Origin of the sequence: Pararobbsia alpina (assembly GCF_965118125.1) — a bacterium.
GTDB lineage: Bacteria > Pseudomonadota > Gammaproteobacteria > Burkholderiales > Burkholderiaceae > Pararobbsia > Pararobbsia alpina_A.
Map to the genome: position 1 here is coordinate 2,567,130 of NZ_OZ221288.1, position 21,110 is coordinate 2,588,239.

Genomic DNA, 21,110 nt, shown 5'->3' on the forward strand with positions numbered 1-21,110 from the left:
TTAAGGTTAAGGAATCCTTAGGTGGTATTTGCGTGGTGATGTGATTTAAATACCAGTATCTATTTTGTCTTGAACATACCTATGAGCTGAGCCATATCGCACCTCAGCACCGGTGCCGACGCATTCGCCAAAGTGTTCGCTGTCCCGTGGGTAAATTTCCGGGTTAACCAGATACAGACTTCACGCGCTCGTGTCATGGCTGTGTAGGCCGCATGACGAGCGAGCGTGTCGATGTTTTCCGATGACTGGAGGATCGGATTGCGAGGCATGTCTCCAATGATCAGGACATACTCCGAGTCCGACCCGATGACTGCGTCTGCGCGTTCGATCTGCAAGCGGGCCTCGGTCGAAAGCGCGAAGGCGCTTAAGGCGGTGGCGAAGGCCGAGTCCGCTGCGTTGAGTGCAATGATCAGTAGCCGTGCGGTGGGCGGCATGGTGTCGAGCACATGCCGGACGAGCCCCGGTACGTCTCCATCGTCGAAGCGCTGGACGAGGATCATGGGACTCGCACGCAGATTCGTGGCCTGCGCGCCGGAGGCGCGCATAGCCCGCGAGTTTTTGTCGCGAGATGTTGGGGCGGATCCGATCAGCAGCTCAGCACATTGTCGAATGGCGGTCGGCGACCTCCTGTTCGGCGCGTCGACGTTGTGGATGATCGACACACCGGCCCGTGCGACGAGCCCGGCCAGGACCTGTGCTGATGGCATGCCAGGGCGTAGCTGCTGCCGCGGATCGCCGGTGCCGGACAGCGAAGGTGCGTGGCTGTGTTCGCCCTCGGCTGCGAGCCGCGAGTGTGCTGCGAGCACGAGTTGCAGATCCACGTCCGTGGCAGCCTGGATATCGTCGATAAAGACATGCTGCATGCGCTCAAGCGCACGTAGTGGCAAGCGCGAGAGCCAACCGTTCGCTTCGAGTAACTTGACGCGAATCCGGCCCATTGTTTCAACCTTCGCGGCGTCGAACGCAGCGTACAGCGATTCGTAGAAGAGGCTTGAGGCTTTCGCGAGCGGCGGATCGATATGGAGGCGCGCGGCGGTGGCCTCACTGGATCGCGGGTCTGCGCCATGACGTTCGACTTGCTGTCCGATCAGGAACAACGCTTCTGCGACGGGTATCCAGTCGGACGCCGTCGGCCACGGCATGAGGAAGCGCAATCGCGTGGATGTAGCCGGGATTCGAAGGTATCCGATTTGCGCGGCGAGTTGCCTGAGTTCTGCGACCGTGGAAATCACGCGCACGCGCGCCTTGCTGCCTCCGAGCAAGAGGCGCGATTTCGTCCATGTGAGTTGACTCAAGGACCACAGATCGCCTTGCGGCGCCTGCAGAGTCTGATCTCTAATCACGCTACGGGCACCGAGAACGATATGCAGATCCAGATCGCGCACGTAGCCGTTCGCGAGGAACATGTATCCGTCGACGAACAGCGTGTAGGGCGCCCCGTGCCGGTTCGTCGTCTCGACGCCGCGAACCGGCCACAGGCCGGTTTCCTCCCAGTCGTCTTCGATGCGCTTCGTATAAGCCGCATCGATTCGCGATACCGCACGAAGGCGCGCGTGGGCCTCAATCACTTCGGGGTCGTCGGTTGCTTTCGGCGTGGTCACCGACAGACCGAGCAGCAGCGTCATCAGCGTACGGACGAAGTCGGGATGCGCTTGCGCGCACGCATCGAAGGCCTGATCGGCAAGCGAGCGTTGGCGAGGCGTGAGGCCGCCTGTTGCTGAGTCTGCGACCGAACCCGGTGCGTCGAGCAACTCCGCGCCCGCATCGATAAACGGCGCGGCAAGTTCGTGCGCGAGCGACGAGAACGTCAGGCAACGCGCCGTCGGCACCTTCAAGCCGGAAGATCCTGCCGCATCGCTCGTTGCGATGCGTAGCAACGCTTCCAGGGCATCGCGCGAGCGTGCCGAAGCGGTCAGCAAAACCGAGGTGTCGTCGCAAAGCGAAAGATCACGATGCAGGCGAAACCAGCGTTGTACCAGTGCAGTCGACTTTCCGATTCCTGCGTTGCCCAGCCAGACAAGGCCGCTTCGCGGGCTCGATATGAACGACGCGCCCGTGGCCGTATCGGACGCCGCGGGCTGCTGCGGTTCCGATTCGGAGAGTGCGTGCGCAGGTACGAGGTCTCCTGCGTAGAGGGGTGCATTCATGTCTGGATCGAACGAGGATCTTCCGTGGCTTCGTCTGCGCCGAGTGAATGCTCACGCATCTCGGCACGATGCTGGATTTTATCCAGATTCATCAGTTCCTCGACGTCCAGCGAACACAGCTCATAGCGGCTGTTTTCCTCCCGGCAGACAAGACCGCGCCGCTCCAGCCGTTTGAGTCCGCCCTGTACGTCTGTCTTGGAGACATCGGCCATATTAGCGAGCCGGGCAAAGGTTTCGCGATGTTCAGCGCCATAAAACTCCGTACGCGCAAGCCAGACCTCACGCAGCAAAACTGCCTGAAGGCTGGACAGCCTGAACTCCTCAAGTTTCGCGAGCCCCTTTGAGAGGGCGTTTGAACGCACGCTCTCAGCAGCAGCGGCGAGATCATCGTGGTCTCCGCGCAATACCGAGCCGAGGACATCGCGAAACAAGCGGGGCGATCGTCCTACGGCGCGCCAGGTCACATCCAGCTCAATCGCGTTGCTCGCGCAGCCCAGGGCACGTGTCTTTAACCAGTCCGCCACCTGCTCAAGGAAGTCGTGACCGAGAGGGGGCAGCACATGAGGTTCGCGCAAAGGGAGCGTAGCGTCATTGGCCGCACTTCGATCCGCCCACAGGCGGCGCACGGCGCTGGTCAGCAGACACCCTGTGAACGCGCTGCGTCCGCGCGTCAGGGCTCGCAGCGCTTGCGCGAGGATGACGCCTTTGGCGGGAGTCAGTTCGTGAACGTCGTCGTACACGAGGACGAGCGGTAAGTCCGCATCGGCAAAACGCTCGATCAACGTCTGCGCCACCTGTCCGAGGCGGACGAGGCGCGTGTGAGACGACTCTGTCGAGTGCAACATCGCTTCCGGATGATTCACGCGTTGCGAGACGAAAAGTCCGGAACGCCAGACCGTGTCCCAGGCACGTGGGCTATTGGCTTCTTTCTGTACACCCGAGCCCGCATCGTCGGGGGTGGCGCTTGCATTGTCGGACGTCTGCGTCGCGAGCGCGCGACAGTCGACATAGGCGAATTGAGTGCCGTGTTGCCGTAGCGAAGGCAGCAAGTCGTGGAGAAGAAATGCGGTTTTACCCGAACCATGCGATCCGATCAGCGTCATGGCGCGTTCATCGCCGTCGAACATGCGATGAATGTATAGCTCGGCGAGCCACTTGCGGCTGTGATGCGGCCAGGACGGCAGCAGGGACTCTTGGGGCACGGATAAATTGGAAGCCATGCCCGCAAGTGTCCCATTGCGAATCTTAACGGCCCCTTAATTGCTGGCGATTGTGCTGCGGCTTCGACGCGTTCGAATGGGTGGTCAGGCGAATCGGTTCGATTCAGCGGCTCGATTGAGTGGTTCGACTAAGCGGTCCGACTAAGCGGCTTGATTCAGCGGCTTGATTGAACGGTTCGACCAGGCGGTTCGACTAGGCAGCTTGATTCAGCGGTTCGACTAAGCAGGCTTTCGCGCCGTCAAGTAAATGACACGCTCAAGACCGACATTGGGTCCCGCCTCGACGACGGGTCTTAACATGCGCTCGAACAAGGCACGCTCATCCGGCGTGAACTTCGTTGCGAGGATATGCGTGAGTGAGGGGGCGAGCGGGTGCGGTGAACTGCCGACGAACGTGTCCCACGAGGTAAATACCGACGGCATGGTCCGGATGCTCAGCTGCATGTCGACGTCCACGAAATTCGCGTTCATCACCATCTGAACAAGGCTGCGCTCGTTGTAGTTCGTGAGCGGGCTCGCGGCGATCGCTTCCAGGGTGTCTGGGAATTGCGCGGACTTCCACTTGTGAACCAGGGGCAACAGCGGGTCGGCAGGCGGAACGCCGGCATGTTGCTGAAGTGCCTGTCGCATTGCACTCGTCGCAAGCGCTTCGTCGATCAGGACGGGCTCGGCGATCGACAACGTGCCGCCGGGCTTCAGCACACGGAAGATCTCGGCCAACGCTTTCGGCTTGTGCTCTTCATAGGCGAGCACCGCGCGCGTCGTAACGACATCAACGCTTGTGTCAGCAACGCCGGGCATGTCGCTGGACCGGCACTGGATGAACTGGCATTGATCGATCCATCCTCGTTCTGTCGCGAGTCTGCGGACATGATCGAGCAACGGTGCCGAGACATCGGTCATCACAACCTTCAGATCCGGGCCCATGCGCTCGATGGCGCGAAGGGCAACGAGTCCATCGCCCGTGCCCACGTCCAGGAGCGTGGAAGCGGGCGTCAGCTTAGCCGCATCGAGCACGCGGTCAGCGACTTCGAGCGTCGCCTCGCGCACGATCTTGTTTTGCTCAAGATCACCGGCGTGACGCAGGTTCAGGAGCCACTCGGACCAGACGTCCGATCGATTGGAGGATTCAGTCATCACGTTGAAGAAGGCTATGGAACGGCGTGGCGCCGACGAGGTTGAAACGCGTCGGCGTGTCCGCATAAGTTCATGACAGTTCATAGCTTGATTCACGCGTGCTTAAGTAACGCTGAATCCTCCAAAACCTTAGCGTGTGCGAGGTACCTGGCGGCGATGACTCTATTGCGGCCGGTCATCACGCCGCCGTCCACGTCTCCGAAGGCCCCGACATTTGACGCCGTCAGGCCTCTCTGCGCGGGTGACCTCGATCAGATCGTTTCCGACTCCCTCAGCGTCAGCGGACTACCCAGCACATACTTCGCAATCTCATCCTTACGCATGAACGCGACACCGGTCTTGCTCTTCGCATAGACGAGAAATTCCTCCCAGACGCGAACCATCTGCGGCGAACCGCTGATCCGGTCGTGCGCGCTGATGGACATCATGCGTCGACGCGAACCGGCCTCGTCATACAGCTGATCGAAGTCGAGCTTGATCTGTTCAAGGAATTTCGAAGGCGAATAATTGCGGCCTTCAATCAGCAGAATATCGTTGTTGCGCAGGGTATAAGGCACGACCACAAAGTCCTTGCCGTTGACCTTTTCGATGAACGGCTCGTCGCGGCTCAGGTCGTCGATGTGGTACGTGTAGCCCAGTTCCTGGAGCAGCGACAGCGTGTTCGGACCGCGTCGCAGCCAATTGCAGTTGTAGCCGACAGGGCGTTGGCCCGTCACGTCCTGAACCATGCTCGCCGCCTGCTCGAGAAATTGACGCTCTTCAGCGCGCGTCATCGCGTATTCAGAACTCCAGCGCGGTCCGTGGCCGGCGGCCTCATGCCCGCGTGCAACGATCTCCTTTGCAAGCTCGGGATGTCGTTTGGCGGCTTCGCCGATCATATGCGACGTGACTTTGACGCCGTGCCGGTCCCAGAGGTCGAGCATGCGCGGAATGCCTTCACGGTAGCCATAGGCGAACCACGTGTTGGTGGCCAGGTCGGCAGGAACGCTGGCAGGAAAGTCGACTTTGGGAAATGGGCTGTCGGTCCCTTTAGGCGGTTGGCCGCCGGCTTCGAATTGCATCGAGATCGAAATCACGAGACGCGCGCCATTCGGCCAGAATTGCCCGTTCTGGGCGCCGGAGACGGCCTGAACCGAGACCGATGCCCCTGCTCCCGTGCCAGTTGCTGTCTGGGCGGCAGCGCCTGCAGACGCGAGGACTGCGCCTGTTGCCAGGGCGCCCGCACCGGCACGCGCAAGAAACGTACGTCGGTCGAGGTGAATTCCGTCTTCGCGGTCGCAGGCGGTCATGTTCTCTGCTTGTGTCGGCATGGAGGTCTCTTGATGAAGGATGTCCGGTAGGCGCTCCGCCGGACGTTCGGATTGAAAGAGCACGTGCGGGTCACTCGGGCCGCGGCAGGGTCAGGCGGCAAAGTCACGCAGCGAGGACCGCACCTACAGCGGCTTCAGTCGGCCGTAGTCGGCGCAAGGCGGCGTTGCCGACGATCGAATTGGAGTGTCAAAACCCCGGCGATCAGCGCGGCGACTCCCAACACACCCACACCGATGCTTGCGTGATGCGTAATGTCCGTGATCCATCCGATCGCAAACGGACTGACGAATCCGGCGAGATTGCCGATCGAATTGATCAGTGCGATGCCTGCAGCGGCCGCAACGCCGCTCAGACGCGCGGTCGGCAGGTTCCAGAACAACGGCAGAGCGGAAAGGATGCCGGCGCACGCCACGGACAGTGTGAGGACGGCGATGACAAGATTCGACGCGTAGACGGCACTGAGGATGAACGCGACACACGCGACGAGCGCACTTAGACCAACCGCTCGAGCCCATTGGCGTGTGCGATCCGCGATGCGTGCGACGATGTTCATCGCGACCGCTGCGCTCGCATACGGCACGACGGTGATCCATCCGTTGGTCACAGTGCTCGACACTCCGGCTGACTGAATCACCGTCGGCAGCCAGAAGCTCACACCGTAGAGACCGGCGAGCAGCAAAAAGTAGATGGCGGAAAACGACAGCACAGCAGGGTTTGCGAGTGCCTTAAGGGTGTGCCCGTGCTTCTGAGCGGCACGGCTTTGCCCGGACCCGATCTCACGCTCCAGCAAGCTGCGCTCGGATGCGTCGAGCCAGCGCGCCTCGTTCGGACCCGCAGGCAGTGCGACGGCCACGACTAACCCGATGACAATCGCCGGCACTGCTTCGATCAGGAACATCCAGCGCCATCCCTCAAGGCTCAGGTAGCCGTCCAGCGCGTGGAGGATCCAGGCCGACAGCGGGCCGCTCACGATGCCGGAGACAGCGGTGGCCGTCATGAACAGCGTGGTCATGCGACCACGGCGGTGGTCCGGAAACCAGTAGGTGAGATAGAGAATGATCCCCGGAAAGAAGCCAGCCTCGGTGAGCCCGAGCAAAAAGCGTTGTACGTAGAAGCCGTTCGTCGAATGGACGAACATGGTCGCGGCCGACACGACACCCCACGAAATCATGATGCGCGCGATCCAGGCCCTTGCGCCCAGCTTGTGCAACAGCAGATTGCTCGGCACTTCGAACACGAAATAGCCGATAAAGAACACACCTGCGCCGAAGCCGTACGCCGTCGCGCTCAAGTGCAAGTCAGAAGCCATCTGCAATTTCGCGGTGCCGATATTGACGCGATCGAGGAATGCCATGACCTGCGCGGCAAGCAATATGGGCATGATTCGCCAGGCGACGCGGCGATAGACGTTGTCGAGCGCGGCGCGATCATCGGCGACATCGGGAGCCGATGCGTTCGCATGAAAGAGCGCCATGCGATCGCCGGACGCTGTGTCTTGCGCGATCGCGGCGTCGGGGCCGATATGTGAGTTCACCTGTGTCTCCGTCGATCTGCTCTTTTTTAAGTTCCAACGAACCGGGGCGCCGTGCTGCCTCGCCCGCTAGCGAGCCAGCGTCGCCGCCGCGAGCATGTGCGAGTCGGTCTTGAAGTAAGACGACGCGTCGAACATTTCGATCAGCACGCAGCACTGCCACCAGAACGACGGTTGGTGCGCTTCGATCCCGGCGCGCAAGGTGTCGTGAATCACGCGCGCCATATCGCGTTGCATGGACGCCGGACGCGGATTGGTCATGATCAATCGGGCCACGACGAATTGTCCTTGCGGGTCATCGCCAGCGAGTGCCTGATTCGTGATGTGAACGCGACTCTTGAAGTCGTCTCGGCGTCCATAGCCGAGCGCGTCGAGTTCATGGTGGATGGACTTCAGCATGGCGCTGAAATCGAGGAGCTTTGCGATTTCCGGGGTCGCTTCAATCTGGATGTGAGGCATGGCCGTGCACCTGCGGTCTGGCGGAAAGCGATCCGCGATGAGCCCATTGAACGCCGCGGGATTGATTCTGTAAAATTATGTTTCTCGACTGAATATATTACGGTGGCTTATGAATCCGTCTGCGATCGATCTCAGGCTCCTGCGTAGCTTTGTAGCAACGGCCAAGCTGGGCAGCGCGACGCGCGCGGCGAACGCCTTGCATCTGACGCAGCCCGCGTTGTCGCAGCACTTGCGCGAGTTGGCGAATCTGCTCGATGCCCAGTTATTCGACCGGGTCGGCAGGGGGATTGCACTGACGTCTGCCGGCGAACATCTGTTCCGGGACATCGAGCCTGCACTGGATCAGCTCGACTTCGCCTTGACCTCGCTGCAGGCACGCGCGACTGAAGTGCGCGGTTCGTTGCGTGTAGGCGCCATCGATACATACGCGCGCGCACTGGTGATTCCGGCTGTCACGGAGTTGATCGCACAGCATCCGCAGCTGCGCATTGAAGTGGTGGAGATTCCTGCGCCTGCGATCGATGTCGCTTTGTTGTCGGGAGACCTTGATGTCGGCGTCGCCTTCTCGCTGCTTTCGAACGACAGGATTGAGCAACGACCCCTGTTCGAAGAGACGCTGATGCTCATTCAACGCCGGCGGAGAAACACGCGGTTAAGTCACCGAGCGACGCTTGCTGAAGTCGCACGCCAACCGCTTGCCCTGTTGAATCGTGACTTCGCGATGCGACGACAGATCGATCGCGTTTTTGCCGCTGAGAGCTGCGCCCTGGACGTGCGCGTCGAAGCGGCAAATGTCGACTCTCTGATGCGTCTTGCTGAAGCGAGTGAACTGGCCACCGTCGCGAGTGGACTGGCTGTGCGGGATCACAAACGTGTGGTGGTGCGCGCGATCGCGCATGGTGGACTGAAGCGTGCGGCAGCGCTGCGCTGGCGTCGTGGTCGCTCGGCGTCGCCGGCGGTGCAGAGTTTTAGTCAGGCTCTCGCAAAGCAGATTGAGCGTGTGCGGGAGACGGCATCGCTCCTTGTCCTTCCCTAGGCCTCGCATGGCGCGTGGCGTGTTGTGCCCGAACATGCCGATGCGATTCGTATCGCGGGCGTTCGTCGGTTCTACGTCGCACGATTGCGCAATAGAACCGTTACTTTGAAGGTGCCAAATCTGTCACGCAGTCTGCGCGCGCTCAAAGTAACGGTATTGCGAGCTAGAGCTCAATCGCCAAAGTAGTTGACGACAAATCGTGCCGTTCCCTTCGTATCACGCAACTGAAATTCCTGGACGCGATGCATGCGAAGGTCACGAATCAACTTCTCGACTGCTGACCGGCCGATGAGTTTGTAGTTCATCGTCACGATCTCTACGACACTGACGTTGTGCTCCGATTTCGGAAAGATATATTCGTTCAGCATGTCTATGACCGAACGGTCCGATGCGAACAGTGCCCCCATATTCAGACTCCGTAAAGGCGGGGTGGATCCAATCTCCCTGCACTGTGTGTGCGAGCAGCACACACCGCAGAGAAACCCAGTGCTGCATCTTCCTTTACGACGCGTTCGCGAGATTCTTTAGTGTGACGAAGTAAACAGTTTGCGTTGCAAACCATGCAATCTACATTCGGGTATCGGGTTACTACCTGCTCGACGACGCGAAGGCTTCAAGTAGCGCGCCCTCTAACACCTCGACAGCGCCGCGGAGATTCCCCATGTGGTTCCCATGCGCCAGCCACACGGCGAGATTCAAGGAAAACCCTCGGGTATCGACGACGGCAAGATCGTCGTGCAGCGGGCTCGCGTTGAGCACCGACTTCGGCACGAGGCCGAGCCCCAGCCCCGCCGCGATCAGTCGAAGTTGCGTGTCCGTGCCATGTGTGTCCACGCTCAGGCGCAGCGGTTGCCCCTTCATGTCGAACGCATGTTCGAGCGCCGCGCGATAGCCGCACCCTTCAGGGTTCAGGATCCAACCCTGTTTGGCGAGCTGGCCCAGCGTCGCGCGTTCTGGAACCAAGGGTTTGCGAGCACTTTGCACCACCATCACCTCAAGCGTCGCGATGCGTCTCGCGCTCACGCTTGCTGGCGGGACTGCCACCGCGGGCAACATGAGCGTCGCTGCGTCGAGCGCGCCGTTCTCGAGCTGGGCAAACAGTTGTGGCCCCCAATCATTGGTCGACTGCACCTCGAGGTCGGGGAACGCATCCTTGAGCTTCAGTACCGCGTCGAATAGTGCGATGTCGGATACGACACGCGTGAGGCCGATGCGGAACAACCCTGTCGGTGGTGCGTCTTCTCGCGTGACATCCACGAGACGATCGACCCCTTGCAGCAGCGGCACGGCGAGCGCGTACACACGATGCGCGAGCGCTGTCACCCTCGGCGGCTTGGTCGCGCGGTCGAAGAGTTCCGCGCCGAGCGACTCCTCAAGATGCTGAATGCGTCGCGAGACGGCTGACTGGGTCAGAAACAGCGTCTCGGCCGCGCGCGTCAACGAGTTGGATTTGACGACTGCAACGAACGCTCTGAGGTCGTTGATGTTCATGCTGGTATCTCATGAAAGACATGAGAATTATGCGCTTGTTGCGAGTGTGACTTGACTCTACTCTACAAGCAAATGGAACGGCTCGCTTGTCCTGGCAATGCGACGGACGCTCGACCGTGCAACCTGTGTCTCATACCCCACCCCGGAGTGCTTAACCATGCCATTCGTCCGCATCGATCTTTCCAAGGACATTCCCGCGCCAGCCGTGCAGGCAATCAGCGACGCTGTTTATGACGCCATGTTTGAATTTGCCAATGCTCCGCCGCACGACAAATTCCAAATCATTACAAGGCACGATCGCGATAGTCTTGTGTATCCGAGCGAAGGCTATCTGGGCGAGACCTACACGCCCAACTTCGTTTTTATTCAGGTAACGTGGAACGCGGGCCGCTCCATCGACGTCAAGAAGGCGTTTTACAAGGCTGTGGCCGAGACGATCCATAGCAAGACAGGCCTGCGAAAGCAGGACGTCTTTATCAATCTCGTGAGCGTCGAACGCGAGGATTGGTCGTTTGGAAGCGGCATCATGCATTACGCTCCGAAAGAGTGGCGCACTTGAAGCGGAACGCCACACAAGACTAACGCTAAGAAAGACGAGAGAACACTATGAAGTTGGTAAGCTTTGAGCATGAGGGTGTCGAGGGCGTAGGCATTCTCGAAGCCGGGGAGACGCGTGTTTCAGTCCTTCAGGCGAAGGACATGCTCGACGTCATCGGACGTGGCCAGCCCGAAGAGGTTGGCTCGATTCCGGCTGTCCGCACGCTCGATGTCAGGGACATCCGGCTGAAAGCGCCGCTTGCGCGACCGCAAAGAAACATTTTCTGCGTCGGTAAGAACTATCGGGAACATGCACGCGAGTTCGCGCGAAGCGGATATGAAGCCGGTGCCGTTGCGGGCGCGGAAATCGATGAGTACCCGGCCGTGTTCACCAAGCCGTGGACAAGCGTCATCGCAACAGGCGAACAGGTCGATCTGCATCCGGACGTGACATCGGCGGTGGATTACGAAGGCGAACTGGGCGTCGTCATCGGACGTGAAGGAAGTCACATTTCCAAAGAGAGCGCGTTTCAACACGTCTGGGGCTACACGATCATCAATGACGTGACCGCGCGCGACCGGCAGAAAAATCACAAGCAATGGTTCCTTGGCAAGGCGCTCGACACGTTCTGTCCGATGGGACCCTGGCTCGTGACGGCGGATGAGGTGGAGGCCACCAATCTGACGCTCGAGACGTATGTGAATGGCGAACTGCGCCAGAACGCGAATACACGCGATCTGATTTTCGACATCCCGACGCTGATCGCAACCTTGTCGTCCGGCATGCGGCTGATGCCGGGCGACATCATCTCGACGGGTACGCCGGCGGGTGTAGGCATCGGCATGAAGCCTCCGCGTTTTCTGGCGTCGGGCGATATCGTAGAGATCCGGATCACCGGGCTTGGCGCGTTGACCAACACGTTCGTGTGATTGCGGCGGTCGCGCCCTTTGCGGCGCGACTGGGTGACACGCAGCTCCAAAACCCATGGACCCGCGTGTCACACACACGGAGTCAAGCCTGTCGTTTCGCGGGTGTTTTAGTTCAACGCGTCCAGGTCATGGGGGCTCACGCATCGCGGCAGAGATATCCGACGCGCAAACGCGTTTGACCTGATCGGATCCTCAATCCGCGGAATTGAAAAAGCCGTACTCATCTGTTCGATCGATTGCGCCGAATGCGATCCAAGACAATGCAGCCATTCTTCAATGTCCGGAGCATGCAATGTCGATCAATGGGTTGTTTGGTGCGAACCTTTACCGTGACAAGCAGAACGCGGGTGGTGCAACGAGCGATACGGACGGCGGCGGGTTCGCCGCAGCGCTGGCCGAGCGTACGCGCGAGGTTCAACAGGCACGCGAAAATGCGGCCGAACAAGCCGCCGCAAGCGCGCCTTCGACATCGAGCTCCGGGGCGAGTACCACGAGCACATCAGGCGCGACGGGCGCTTCGAGTTCCGGATCGACGTCGACCGTTGCCTTGGGTGCAGATGCACAAGGGCTGTCCGGGCTCGCCGCAGCAGGCGTCACCGTGACGGTTCAGCCTATCGCGGGTCTGAATCTGCCTTTGGGCCTGAACCCGTCGTCTCCCACGTATCAGCAGGACCTGATGAAAGCGCTTCAGGCGTCAGGACAGTCGGGCAGCGATACGTTGTCGCAATCGACGTTCGACTCGCTGATCGAGAAGTTCGGCGGGACGCAGGCGCAAGCGGACCAGCTCTTCTCGCTGCTCGGCGGAAATGAAACCGGAACCGTTTCGAATGCCCAGATGCTTCATGCACTCGGCAATATCTCGAGTGACCCGTCAAGCCAGACATCCCAGATGCTGCTGAGTCTGATGGACACCAATCACAATCGCGTGGTGAGCAGCACGGAGTTCACGCAATTCGAAACCTCGATGGTCGATGAAGAGCGCGCGACGACCGTGACGGGGTAATGCGTAGCGCGCATTCCTTCGTTGCAGCAACGCAAACGCCGGAGCGACTAACTCCGGCGTTTTCTATGGCGCTATCGCTTCCTGACGCGTCCAGCACAACGCCGCCCAGGGGTGGCGCTTCCGCCATCGATCCAGCATCGATCCAACGTCGGTTCGATCGAGAGCCCGGAGCCACCGGGGCTCTCGAATGAACTTAGCCGCGGAACAGATGCGAGGCGTGCGTCACCGCGCCGCCTGCGCGGATCGCCGCCGCCACCAGTGCGGTTTCCGAAAGCTGCTCGTCGGTCGCGCCCGCATCGCGAGCCGCCTTCGTGTGCAGCTCGATGCAGTACGGGCACTGCGTGGTCAACGCGACCGCCACGGCGATCAACTGCTTTTGTTGCACGGTCAAAGCGCCTTCAGAGAACACGGCCTTATCAAATGCCCAAAAGGCCTTCATCGTTTCAGGTGCGTTTTCGTCCAGATGCTTCAGGCGAGTAAGATGCTTCATATCGAACATGATTTTCTCCGGTGTTTAAAGGGCCAACGAGTTCATAGTAGAGAGAGTCATGTTCCATGTGGTCTCGACTTGGTGCGAATTCGTCCATGGAAAATCCTGTCCTGTTTGGCCCCTCCGTCGTCGAGCGATTCCTGTCCGCGCTGGATATCGGCGTCGCCAATTTCACGCTCTGCGACATCCGCGATGGCTGGAGCGCGCGGTTCGATCCGTGTGCGACGGCGAGTCTTCACTACTGCATGGAAGGCAGTGGCGCGTTGGTGACACAGGAGGGCGAACGCGTGCCGCTGAGCCCGCACAGCTTTGTGCTGTTACCGCCCGGAACTGGTTACCGAATCGAGAGTGATCGCCCTTTGCCTGAGGGTGAGACGAGGCATGGGCGACTCAGTGATTGGCCCGCGCGAGAAACCGTGCCTACGGTCCTGTCGGGTGAAGGGAAGGCCGGCGTCGCGACCGCGTGCGGCGAGCTGAAGCTCGATATGAGCAGCGGAAGTGATCCGTTTGGGACGATGCGTCGGCCGCTGATCGCGCAGTTTGACGGCGATTCAGGCTTGAAGAATCAGTTTGTGCTTTTGCTCGCGGAATGCGCGCGCCCGGGGCTCGGCTCACGAACACTGGTTGAGGCATTGCTCAAGCAGTGCTTGATCATGGTCATGCGATGGCAGATCGAGAACGAAGGCACCGATCTGCCATGGGCAGCAGGCTTTGCAGACAAACGCCTCACCGGCGCACTCGAGGCGATCTTTGAGCGCCCGGCGTCGCCTTTGTCGGTGGAGCGACTGGCCGATATCGCGGGGATGAGCCGTTCTGCGTTTGCGGCGCAGTTTATGAAGGCGTTCGGTCAGTCGCCGATGGCCATGTTGCGCGTCGTGCGCTTGCGAAAGGCGGCGGAGTTGCTGGCGACCACTTCGATACCCGTGGCAGAAGTCGCCAATTCGATTGGATTTTCGAGCCGAAGCAATTTCTCCCAGGCATTTCACACCATGTATGGCGTGGACCCGACGGCGTTCAGACGTAAGCCCATTCTCAACAAGTGAGCCGCACGCGATGTGCGGAGCGTTGCGCTGAATGCTTCAAAGCAACGAATTCTGCTGAGCCCTCGCCAATGCGCTCGTGCGGTTCTTCACGCCTAGCTTGGTGAAGATATTGTGCAGATGCCACTTCACGGTCGCCTCCGACACGAAGAGACTTTGGGCGAGTTCTCGGTTGCCAAGCCCTGCTTTGAGAAGCCGAAGTATCTTGAGCTCGCGCTCTGTGAGGCGTTCGATAGCAGTCGTGTCCGCACTTGCGCTCAAAGTCGGGGCTGCGCTCGCTGAAAGCGTTCTGCCGCCGGCCGTCAACAATCTCTGCAAGTAGGCGTCCGGTGCGAGGCCACGACCTTCGAGCTGACGATTGCCTCGATTGACGTGGATGGCTTCAATCATTTCCAGCACCACCGGATCACTGTCAATCACGCTATGCACGAGGCCGCAGCGAGCGGCATGGTCCAGGGCTTCGTCGAGCATGCGCAATGCCTGCGCGCTGTCCTGCATGCGGTAATGGTGCACGGCCTTGAGCACCAGGACGCGTGCCACCTGTGCGCGATGATCGTCGCGTGAAGCCTGTCGCAAGGCGTCATTGAACGCACCCGTCAGGCTTCCCGTATTTCCCGACGCGACCGACATCTTCAAGCGCAACTGAACCAGCCGCACGCTGTCTTCCGCATTCGATACAGGTTGCTCGGGCGGGCTGGCTCCGTATCCCATCAACCCATAGGAACGCGCGAGCTTGTGCGCCTCTTCGATCAAGCCTGCGCGCAAGCGCAGTGCGCAGCGTTCTGCAGACAGGATCAATGCGAGCCGCGGCAACCTGAGCCGGTGACCGAGCGATTCGCCTTCCAGCAGGCAGGTATCGGCAAGCGCACTATCGCCGGCGAGATACAGCAGCCGCGCACGCGTCAGGTAGCCCGCGGTCGTCATCTCGATCAGACCGTGGTCGTCGACGAAAGGCAATCCGATGTCCAGAAAGGCCTTCGCACCCGAGAGATTGCTCTGCTCGTAGCAAATCTCGGCCGCGAGCAACGCGAGCATCGAGCCTGCGTATGACGCGACGCCGAGACTGCGCTCTACGACCACAATGCCTGCGCGGGCCTGCTTTAGCGCGTCGTCGTAGTCACCACGACGAATGGCGAGCATGGCCGCTAATGCCGCGGCCCACGCAAGTCCGTAGTCCGCCTGTGTCTCGCTGAAAGAGCGCCGCGCAATCGCGAGTGCCTTATCGCCCTGCTCGAACGCATCGGTCGCACAGCACGCGCTCGCAAGCACATTGGCGACAACGCCCGTGCAAAACGCATCGGCGCGAGGCCACGACTTGAGCCAGGTCTCGCTGCCCGCTTTGGCCTGCAACGGTTCGCCGACATGCGCCCAGTACACGCATCGGATCATTTCGACCATATAGCGCAGCTCGTCCTCGCCGCTTTCCTGGCAGGCGTGTTCCAGCGCGCGTAGCTCGTGCTCGGCCTCGGCGTAACGACGCGTCATGGCCAGTGACCATGCGTGACCCACACGAATCTTGGGGCGCGCATAGACGAGGTGCTGTGGCAGGCGCGCAAGCCAGCCCAGCAACGTCGCATGTTCGCCGCGATGCTGGACCAGCTCGGCCGAGAACTCGGCGACCAGGTCGGCCGCCCGCTCGAAGTCGAGCCCGTCGAACGCGTAGCGTATGGCTTCGCGCAACAAGCCATGCCGCTGGAACCACGAACTTGCACGCAGACTGATGGCACGACTTACATCGGCAGGACGTTCCCGGCTGCGGCCACGAAGGTAGTCGGCAAACAAATGGTGATAGCGGAACCACGTTCGAGTGCGATCGAGACCGGAAAGAAAGAGATTGCGCGCCTGCACTTCCGCAAGCATGGCGCGACTATCGGTGCGTGACAGCACCTCATCGCACAGTTCGGCAGAGAAGCGCTCGAGACCGGCCGTATCCAGCAGAAAGTCTCGTAGATCGGGCTGCAGGCTGTCGAGCACATGTTCGCCGAGGTAGTCCGTGATATCGCGATCCGTGCCCGAGAAGTCGCGCACAAACGCGCTACGGTCGCCGCTCTCGCGTAAAGCCAGCGAGGCGAGCTGCAGGCCGGCAATCCATCCTTCGGTGCGGCTATGCAAAGCCTGCACCTGCGCGCGATTGAGCGGCGCGCCACTGACGATCCCCAGAAAAGCGGCAGCCTCATCGAGTGCGAGGCCGAAGTGCGTCGCATCGAGTTCAAGCAGCTGGTTTCTCACGCGCCACGGGCTGAGCGACAACGGCAGACGCGTGCGGCTCGCAATCGCCACGCCGATGGCGGGCGGAAGGTGCGCGATCAACCATTCGACCTGGCGATGCAGGCCTTCATCGTGCACGAGGTGGAAATCGTCGAGCACGAGCAGCAGTGGACCCTCAACTGCGCTCAGGTCGCTGAGCATCGAGGCCGAGATGGCATCGGTCGACGCTACGCTTCCGCCAGCGGTCTGCGCGAGCACGCTGCGACCCAGGCGCGCATCGGCATGGCGCAGCGCGGATGCCAGGTACCGGAAAAACAGCAACGGATCGTTGTCTTCCTCTTCGAGACTGAGCCACGCGACCGTGACGCCAAGCGTTTCGGCTTGCGCGGCGAATTGTGCGAGCGCGGTTGTCTTGCCATAGCCCGCGGGCGCCGTAATGCTCAGCAGCCGCTTGCCGAGCCCGGAGTGCAGGAGCGCGGAGAGGCCAGGGCGTGCAAGCAGCGTCGTCGATAGCTGCGGCGGAGCAAGCCGCGACTCCACGAGCACCGCTGCCGACGCCTTGACTGTGCCTGAGGCTCGACTGGACTTCGCCATCGATGTCTCCTGATATGTCGCGTCTCAACAGGACTCTCTCTCGCCCGAGAAACGACTTTACCCAGCGATCGACGTCTTGAACGCGCTTCGTTACATTTGCTTCAAACCGCTTGATACAGCGTGACAACGCACGCACCGCCGAGTCCGAGATTGTGTTGCAGGCCCAGCCGAGCGCCTTCGACCTGTCGTGCCTCGGCCGTGCCGCGCAATTGGTGCGTGAGTTCGTAGCACTGAGCGAGACCCGTCGCGCCCAAAGGATGTCCCTTGGACAAGAGTCCGCCCGAAGGATTCGTCACGACCCGCCCGCCATACGTGTTGTCGCCGTCGGCGATAAATGCCGCAGCCTCGCCCTCGCCACACAGGCCAAGCGCCTCATAGCTGATGAGTTCGTTTTGCGCGAAGCAGTCATGCAGCTCAACGACGTCGAGATCTTGCGGGCCGACGCCCGCTTCTTTATACACGCGTTGCGCGGCGGTCTGGCTCAAGCCGTAGCCCACGAGCGACATCATGTCGCGGTCGTTGAAGGTGTCCGGTGTATCGGTCGTCATCGACTGGCCAACGATGGCGACATCCGTGCGAAGTCCGTGCCGCTTGGCAAACCCTTCGCTGACGAGGATGGCGGCAGCGGCACCGCAGGTAGGCGGACACGCCATGAGGCGCGTCATCACCCCGGGCCACAGCATGGGCGCCGCCATCACGTCCTCGGTGCTGAGCTCTCGCTGTAGTAATGCAAGTGGATTGCGCGCCGCATGCCGGCTTGCCTTAGCACGCACCGCCGCGAACGATTCCAGCGGCGTGCCGTATTTCTGCATATGCGAAAGCCCCGCGCCTCCGAAGTAACGCAGCGCGAGAGGAAGCTCCTCCATGCCGACCAGCTCGGCCGCCTGCGCGTCAAAATGCTCGAAGGGGCTGGGTCGATCGTTAAAGATGGTGCCGAGCGCGCCAGGGTTCATCTGCTCGAAACCCAGCGCGAGCACGCAGTCAACAGCGCCGCCCTCGATGGCCTGACGTGCGAGGAACAGCGCTGTCGAGCCCGTCGAGCAATTGTTGTTGACGTTGATGACCGGGATCCCGGTCATGCCAAGCTCATACACCGCGCGTTGCCCGCTCGTCGAATCGCCGTAGACGAAGCCGACATACGCCTGCTGGATCGACTCATAGCCGATGCCGCCATCCGCGAGCGCAAGCCGTGCCGCTTCGACCGCCATCTCGGGATAGGGCTTGTTCGCGCCCGGCTTCACGAACGGGATCATGCCCACGCCCGCAACGAAGACCCGTCTGTCCATGTCTAGTCCTTCACCTTGTCGAGCAGCATGACGCGCACCTCTTTCTTCATGACCTTGCCGACCTTCGAGCGCGGCAGATCCGGCCAGAACTCCACCTGCTTGGGCGCCTTCACACTGCCGATATGCGATTTCACAAAGGCAATGACCTCGTCTGCGGCGAGCGAGCGCCCGGGGCGCAACTGCAAGACTGCGACCACGCGCTCACCCCATTTGTCGTCGGGGAGCCCGACCACGGCGCTGTCCTGTACATCGGGGTGTTGCATCAGGGCGGCTTCGACTTCGACGGAATAGACGTTGAAGCCACCGGTAATGATCATGTCTTTTGCCCGGTCAACGATATAGAGAAAACCCTCGTCGTCGAGATATCCGATATCGCCGGTGTGATGCCATCCGAAGCGAGACGCCTCGGCCGTGGCCGCAAGGTCCTTGTAGTAGCCGGCCATGACCAGCGACGAGCGCACGACGATCTCGCCGCGCTCGCCTGATGGCAGCAATTCACCGTCGGCATTCATCGCCGCCACCTGGACCAGCGGGCCCGGGCGGCCGGCTGAAGACAGCCGTTGGCGCGCGAGCGTACCGTCCGCGTTGAAGTGCTCGCGCGGTGACATCGTCGAGATCATCATCGGCGCTTCCGTCTGGCCGAAGAGCTGTGCCATCACGGGTCCGATCTTCTGGAGCGCTTCTTCGAGCCGTGCGGCAGCGATGGGTGCGGCGCCGTACCAGAAGCACTGCAACGAATCGAGACGGGTGCTGGCGAGCTTTTCGTGCTGCAACAGCATGTAGATCAGCGTGGGCGGCAGGAAGGTATGCGTGATCCGGTGTCCCTCGATCAGGGCGAGGAATTCGGCCAGATCAGGCTTGGGCATGATGACCACGCGTCCACCGAGTGCCATCACCGGCAGGCAGAGCACACCGGCTGCATGCGTGAGGGGGGCGAGTGCCAGATAGCGCGGCCGTCCGTCGAACGGGTAGCCCATGAGCGTGAGCGCTGACATGGTCTCGAGATTGCGGCCCGTGAGCATCACCCCTTTGGGCCGGCCCGTCGTGCCACCTGTGCCCGCGATCATGGCCAGATCGTCGGGCGGCGCAATATCCAGGGGCTGCTCATCGAGACCTTCGAGCCACTCGGCCATTGACGGTGCATCGGGCTGACGTTGATCGAGACACACGAAGGCGCGCAACTTGGGTAGTTGCGCGCGCATCTGTTCGACCATGGATGCATAGCCGCCATGAAACACGAGGCAGGCGCAGTCGAACGCATCGAGCACGAACGCATTCTCCGCGGCCTCGTTGCGCGGGTTGATCGGGCACCAGACGCAGCCCGCGCGCGAGATGCCGAACACCGTCGCGAAGGCGTACGGGTCGTTGCTGGAGAGCACTGCGACCTTCTCCCCAGGGCGGATCCCTGCGCGCTGTAACGCTTTCGCTACGCGCCAGCTATGGCGTTGCACCTGCGCATAGCTGAGTTCGGTGTCGCCCATGGACAGACAGGGCGCATTCGCGCCCAGCTGTGCGCCTTTGTCGAGATAGTCGACCAGTCGCATGGCTTATCCCATGCGTGTGATGATCGGCTCCTGCACGAGCCCGAAGCTGCGCAAGGTGCCGAGCAACTCGCGATGTCCGAAGGCCTGGCACGCCGATGCAAATCCGACGCGCCGCGGCGCCTGTTGCAGCAGTGACGCTGCAGCAAACGCCTGCAGAAGACCGGTTTGCTTGTAGTTGCTGTTGCCGAAGATCACGCAGTGCATGCGGCCGAGCGGGCCAGACGCATAGACGGAGTCGACCGACTTGTTGATGCGCGGGTTTTCGCGCGGCGGCATGGTGCCCATGATGCTCGATGCCGTTTGCGTCAATGCGGCATCGCGTTGTTCGTCCGTCATGCCTTCAGTGGCCTTGAGCGCCGCCGCCACGATTTGCGGTACGCCTTCCATCAAGGCCTTGTTAAAGACACCCCCAAGCACCTTGACGTTGGCCACGCGTGGGTCGCGCTTGAACCAGACCGGATGCGAGGTCCCGCCCCAAGGCAGCGCAAGTGCGGCCTCATGCTGACCGGGGATGTTCAAGCGATACAGGCCGGCGTCTGCCTGCCATTCCATGTATTGATTCTGTTCGAGGTAGTAGGCCTTCGAAGTCGCCGCATTGATCAGGATGGTCAGCGTCGACGCGATCGTCGGACTGCCGCCCCAGAACACCGCGATATCGAGCGTATCGAGACCCGGTGTTTCAAGGCACAACTGCGCGGCGATCTCGCCGGTCGAGTACATATGTGCGATGCCCGGCGCCAGCAGCAGGCCCGCGGCCGCGAATTGCGCGCCATATTTTTCATCGAGCGTGATCAGCCAATCCTGTTCGCCAGTGGTATCCGTGTAGTGACACTTGGCCGCAAGGCATGCGTCAACGACTTCTGTGCCGAACTTTGCAAACGGTCCTACGGTGTTCAGCACCACCGACGCTCCGCTAAAGAGTTCAGTCAGAGCGGGCACGGTATGCGCGACCTCTGCCACCTCATAGCTTGCGGTCTCGATGCCCGGCACATTCGACTTCATCGCCGCATTGAGTTTCTCTGCGCTGCGGCCCGCTGCGATAAACGGAATGTTGTACTCGCGCAGGTATTCGCAGATCAGGCGTCCGGTGTAGCCCGACGCCCCATACACCACCACAGGTTTCTTGCTCATGGGAGTTGTCTCTGG

18 protein-coding genes are annotated in these 21,110 nt (G+C 61.0%); 5 read left to right on the forward strand and 13 right to left on the reverse strand.

Annotated features, from left to right (window positions below; genetic code table 11):
• Window positions 1–59 precede the first annotated feature (59 nt).
• The 6 genes from ACMFWR_RS29475 to ACMFWR_RS29500 all read right to left on the reverse strand — a co-directional run bounded on the left by ACMFWR_RS29475 (window position 60) and on the right by ACMFWR_RS29500 (window position 7,805).
• On the reverse strand, window positions 60–2,147 hold the full coding sequence (locus ACMFWR_RS29475; protein ID WP_413195914.1) for a hypothetical protein: 2,088 nt from the start codon (window positions 2,145–2,147) through the stop codon (window positions 60–62).
• Complete coding sequence (locus ACMFWR_RS29480; protein ID WP_413195915.1) at window positions 2,144–3,367, reverse strand: ATP-binding protein; 1,224 nt, start codon at window positions 3,365–3,367, stop codon at window positions 2,144–2,146. Before ACMFWR_RS29480 ends, ACMFWR_RS29475 begins: the two co-directional genes overlap by 4 nt.
• A gap of 219 nt (window positions 3,368–3,586) precedes the next feature.
• Window positions 3,587–4,504, reverse strand: a complete 918-nt coding sequence (locus tag ACMFWR_RS29485; RefSeq protein ID WP_413195916.1) for a class I SAM-dependent methyltransferase — start codon at window positions 4,502–4,504, stop codon at window positions 3,587–3,589.
• A 251-nt stretch (window positions 4,505–4,755) separates the two neighbouring features.
• Complete coding sequence (locus ACMFWR_RS29490; RefSeq protein ID WP_413195917.1) at window positions 4,756–5,814, reverse strand: polysaccharide deacetylase family protein; 1,059 nt, start codon at window positions 5,812–5,814, stop codon at window positions 4,756–4,758.
• A 134-nt stretch (window positions 5,815–5,948) separates the two neighbouring features.
• Window positions 5,949–7,289, reverse strand: a complete 1,341-nt coding sequence (locus ACMFWR_RS29495; protein ID WP_413197384.1) for an MFS transporter — start codon at window positions 7,287–7,289, stop codon at window positions 5,949–5,951.
• Between the two features lie 126 nt (window positions 7,290–7,415).
• On the reverse strand, window positions 7,416–7,805 hold the full coding sequence (locus ACMFWR_RS29500; RefSeq protein ID WP_413195918.1) for a hypothetical protein: 390 nt from the start codon (window positions 7,803–7,805) through the stop codon (window positions 7,416–7,418).
• Between the two features lie 109 nt (window positions 7,806–7,914).
• On the opposite strand from ACMFWR_RS29500, the gene ACMFWR_RS29505 reads away from it, so the two are divergent.
• Window positions 7,915–8,841: a LysR substrate-binding domain-containing protein gene (locus ACMFWR_RS29505; RefSeq protein WP_413195919.1), complete on the forward strand. Its 927-nt coding sequence runs from the start codon at window positions 7,915–7,917 to the stop codon at window positions 8,839–8,841.
• Between the two features lie 170 nt (window positions 8,842–9,011).
• Here the strand turns inward: ACMFWR_RS29505 and ACMFWR_RS29510 are convergent, their stop codons facing one another.
• Window positions 9,012–9,248 (reverse strand): hypothetical protein, encoded by a 237-nt coding sequence (locus tag ACMFWR_RS29510; RefSeq protein ID WP_413195920.1) that lies wholly within the window; start codon window positions 9,246–9,248, stop codon window positions 9,012–9,014.
• Window positions 9,249–9,429: 181 nt separating this feature from the next.
• The gene (locus ACMFWR_RS29515) at window positions 9,430–10,332 is read right to left on the reverse strand and encodes a LysR family transcriptional regulator (RefSeq protein ID WP_413195921.1); all 903 of its coding nucleotides are present in this window, start codon (window positions 10,330–10,332) and stop codon (window positions 9,430–9,432) included.
• 157 nt (window positions 10,333–10,489) lie between these two features.
• On the opposite strand from ACMFWR_RS29515, the gene ACMFWR_RS29520 reads away from it, so the two are divergent.
• The 3 genes from ACMFWR_RS29520 to ACMFWR_RS29530 all read left to right on the forward strand — a co-directional run bounded on the left by ACMFWR_RS29520 (window position 10,490) and on the right by ACMFWR_RS29530 (window position 12,802).
• A complete protein-coding gene (locus ACMFWR_RS29520; RefSeq protein WP_413195922.1) occupies window positions 10,490–10,891 on the forward strand; it encodes a tautomerase family protein in 402 nt (133 codons plus the stop codon).
• Between the two features lie 47 nt (window positions 10,892–10,938).
• Window positions 10,939–11,799 (forward strand): fumarylacetoacetate hydrolase family protein, encoded by an 861-nt coding sequence (locus ACMFWR_RS29525; RefSeq protein WP_413195923.1) that lies wholly within the window; start codon window positions 10,939–10,941, stop codon window positions 11,797–11,799.
• A 292-nt stretch (window positions 11,800–12,091) separates the two neighbouring features.
• Window positions 12,092–12,802 (forward strand): hypothetical protein, encoded by a 711-nt coding sequence (locus ACMFWR_RS29530; RefSeq protein ID WP_413195924.1) that lies wholly within the window; start codon window positions 12,092–12,094, stop codon window positions 12,800–12,802.
• 193 nt (window positions 12,803–12,995) lie between these two features.
• Here ACMFWR_RS29530 and ACMFWR_RS29535 read toward each other — a convergent pair whose 3' ends face one another.
• Window positions 12,996–13,301 carry a carboxymuconolactone decarboxylase family protein gene (locus ACMFWR_RS29535; protein WP_413195925.1) on the reverse strand — a complete coding sequence of 102 codons (306 nt, stop codon included), beginning with the start codon at window positions 13,299–13,301 and terminating at the stop codon, window positions 12,996–12,998.
• An 86-nt stretch (window positions 13,302–13,387) separates the two neighbouring features.
• On the opposite strand from ACMFWR_RS29535, the gene ACMFWR_RS29540 reads away from it, so the two are divergent.
• On the forward strand, window positions 13,388–14,335 hold the full coding sequence (locus tag ACMFWR_RS29540) for an AraC family transcriptional regulator (RefSeq protein WP_413195926.1): 948 nt from the start codon (window positions 13,388–13,390) through the stop codon (window positions 14,333–14,335).
• A 36-nt stretch (window positions 14,336–14,371) separates the two neighbouring features.
• Here ACMFWR_RS29540 and ACMFWR_RS29545 read toward each other — a convergent pair whose 3' ends face one another.
• The 4 genes from ACMFWR_RS29545 to ACMFWR_RS29560 all read right to left on the reverse strand — a co-directional run bounded on the left by ACMFWR_RS29545 (window position 14,372) and on the right by ACMFWR_RS29560 (window position 21,095).
• Window positions 14,372–17,134 carry a LuxR C-terminal-related transcriptional regulator gene (locus ACMFWR_RS29545; RefSeq protein WP_413195927.1) on the reverse strand — a complete coding sequence of 921 codons (2,763 nt, stop codon included), beginning with the start codon at window positions 17,132–17,134 and terminating at the stop codon, window positions 14,372–14,374.
• A gap of 101 nt (window positions 17,135–17,235) precedes the next feature.
• Window positions 17,236–18,420, reverse strand: a complete 1,185-nt coding sequence (locus tag ACMFWR_RS29550; RefSeq protein ID WP_413195928.1) for a lipid-transfer protein — start codon at window positions 18,418–18,420, stop codon at window positions 17,236–17,238.
• Window positions 18,421–18,422: 2 nt separating this feature from the next.
• Window positions 18,423–19,964: an acyl-CoA synthetase gene (locus ACMFWR_RS29555; protein ID WP_413195929.1), complete on the reverse strand. Its 1,542-nt coding sequence runs from the start codon at window positions 19,962–19,964 to the stop codon at window positions 18,423–18,425.
• 3 nt (window positions 19,965–19,967) lie between these two features.
• A complete protein-coding gene (locus tag ACMFWR_RS29560; RefSeq protein WP_413195930.1) occupies window positions 19,968–21,095 on the reverse strand; it encodes a DUF5938 domain-containing protein in 1,128 nt (375 codons plus the stop codon).
• Between the last annotated feature and the right edge of the window lie 15 nt (window positions 21,096–21,110).